The organism is Flavobacterium potami, from assembly GCF_020026915.1.
Classification (GTDB): Bacteria; Bacteroidota; Bacteroidia; order Flavobacteriales; family Flavobacteriaceae; genus Flavobacterium; species Flavobacterium potami.
Genome location: NZ_JAINUY010000014.1, coordinates 1 through 2,629, shown reverse-complemented (window position 1 = coordinate 2,629; position 2,629 = coordinate 1). Strand labels below are relative to the sequence as shown.

1 protein-coding gene is annotated in these 2,629 nt (G+C 46.9%); it reads left to right on the top strand.

Annotated features, from left to right (window positions below; genetic code table 11):
- Positions 1–2,629: hypothetical protein (locus K6T82_RS24055; RefSeq protein WP_223711565.1), on the top strand; the 2,629-nt coding region annotated here is incomplete at both ends.

Sequence of the window (2,629 nt, the reverse complement as noted above, 5' to 3'; positions counted from 1 at the left end):
ATCAGCAACGGCAGCTGTACATCGTCGAGTTCTGAGGTGACCATAACAAGAAACCAAACCCCTACTGTTTCCAACGCAGGATCAAACCAGACCCAGTGCGAAACGGCTACGGCGACCCTTGCGGGTAACGCACCTACGGTTGGTACTGGAACCTGGACACTGGTAAGCGGTGCGGGAACGATCACTACACCATCATCAAACACATCAGGAGTAACGGCATTGGGCTACGGCGCAAACGTATTCCGTTGGACCATCAGCAACGGCAGCTGTACATCGTCGAGTTCTGAGGTGACCATAACAAGAAACCAAACCCCTACGGCTTCCAATGCAGGATCAAACCAGACCCAGTGCGAAACGGCTACGGCAACCCTTGCGGGTAACGCGCCTACGGTTGGTACTGGAACGTGGACATTGGTAAGCGGAACAGGAACGATCACTACACCATCATCAAATACATCAGGAGTAACAGCTTTGGGTTACGGTGCCAACGTATTCCGTTGGACCATCAGCAACGGAAGTTGTACATCTTCTACGTCTGATGTTACCATAACAAGAAATCAAACCCCTACGGCTTCCAACGCAGGATCAAACCAGACCCAGTGCGAAACGGCTACGGCAACCCTTGCGGGTAATACGCCTACGGTTGGTACTGGAACGTGGACATTGGTAAGCGGAACAGGAACCATTACTACACCATCTGCGCGTAATTCAGGAGTAACAGCTTTGGGTTACGGTGCCAACGTATTCCGTTGGACCATCAGCAACGGAAGCTGTACATCGTCCAGCTCTGATGTTACCATAACTAGAAATCAGACTCCTACTGCTTCCAACGCAGGATCAAACCAGACGCAGTGCGAAACGGCTACGGCGACCCTTGCGGGTAACGCGCCTACGGTTGGTACTGGAACGTGGACATTGGTAAGCGGTGCGGGAACAATCACTACACCATCATCAAACACATCAGGAGTAACGGCATTGGGCTACGGCGCAAACGTATTCCGTTGGACCATCAGCAACGGAAGTTGTACATCGTCGAGTTCTGAGGTTACCATAACAAGAAATCAGACTCCTACTGCTTCCAACGCAGGATCAAACCAGACGCAGTGCGAAACGGCTACGGCGACCCTTGCGGGTAACGCGCCTACGGTTGGTACTGGAACGTGGACATTGGTAAGCGGTGCGGGAACAATCACTACACCATCATCAAACACATCAGGAGTAACGGCATTGGGCTACGGCGCAAACGTATTCCGTTGGACCATCAGCAACGGAAGTTGTACATCGTCGAGTTCTGAGGTTACCATAACAAGAAATCAAACCCCTACGGCTTCCAACGCAGGATCAAACCAGACGCAGTGCGAAACGGCTACGGCAACCCTTGCAGGTAACGCGCCTACAGTTGGTACTGGAACGTGGACATTGGTAAGCGGAACAGGAACGATCACTACACCATCATCAAATACATCAGGAGTAACGGCTCTGGGTTACGGTGCCAACGTATTCCGTTGGACCATTAGCAACGGAAGCTGTACATCGTCCAGCTCTGATGTTACCATAACTAGAGACAAATTTGCAGGAACGGCTAGCAATACTACGACAACAGCATCAATTTGTGAGACATCTACGAAAACATTATCAGCAACGCCAGTAGGTGGAACATGGAGTGTTATATCTGGAGGAGGAAGTATATTAGGATCTATTTATACACCTGATGACGTTACGGGAGATACTAATGTAACTATTAGATACACGGTTCCGAGTAATGGTAGTTGTAATGCTACTCAATCTGATGTTACTTTTATAGTTTATGATAAAGCAGCTAAACCATTATTAAGCTTAGTATCACAACCTAATTGTTCTACTGAAACAGGTAGTTTTAGTATCACGAATTATAATTCAAATTTCAATTATATTATAAATCCATCGGTTGGAGTTGTGCGTTCGGCAGGTATAATTTCAGCACCTTCTGGTAGTTATACTATTAAAGCTTCAATTAATAATTGTGAATCTGAGGAAACAAGTTTTGTTGTTAATTCTCAAATTTGTGCTGTTGCTGAAACATTGACACCTAATATCAACGGCTTTGCAGGAGGTAATACTACTATGTCTCTTATTGCAGGCGATAAATTAAATGGAGTTCAAGCGGTAATTGGAAATAGTAATGGTCAAGTAACTATTGCTGAAGTTACAGTTCCAAATGGTTTTAGTATAAACCCAGATGGAACGGTAAAAGTTTCGGCAAATACAGTTGCTGGCGATTACAATATAGTATATAGAATCTGCGAGTATAGCAATTCATCAAACTGCTCAGAGGCTACATCTGTAGTTAGAGTAAGCCCTGCGGTAATCGATGCTGTTGCCGATGCACTTGGGACTATCAACGGAAATACAGGAGGCACAACTACAATATCGCTAATCAACAGTGATACATTGAACGCGGTGCAGGCTGTAATCGGAAGCAATCCTGGTCAGGTTAAGATCGAGGGAGTGAACCTTCCGACAGGCATCAGCATCGCCAACGACGGAAAAGTGGTTGTTGCGCCGAATACACCGGCAGGCAGCTACGACATCGAATACAAGATCTGTGAGATCACCAACCCATTGAACTGCGACAGTGCCATCTCGACAC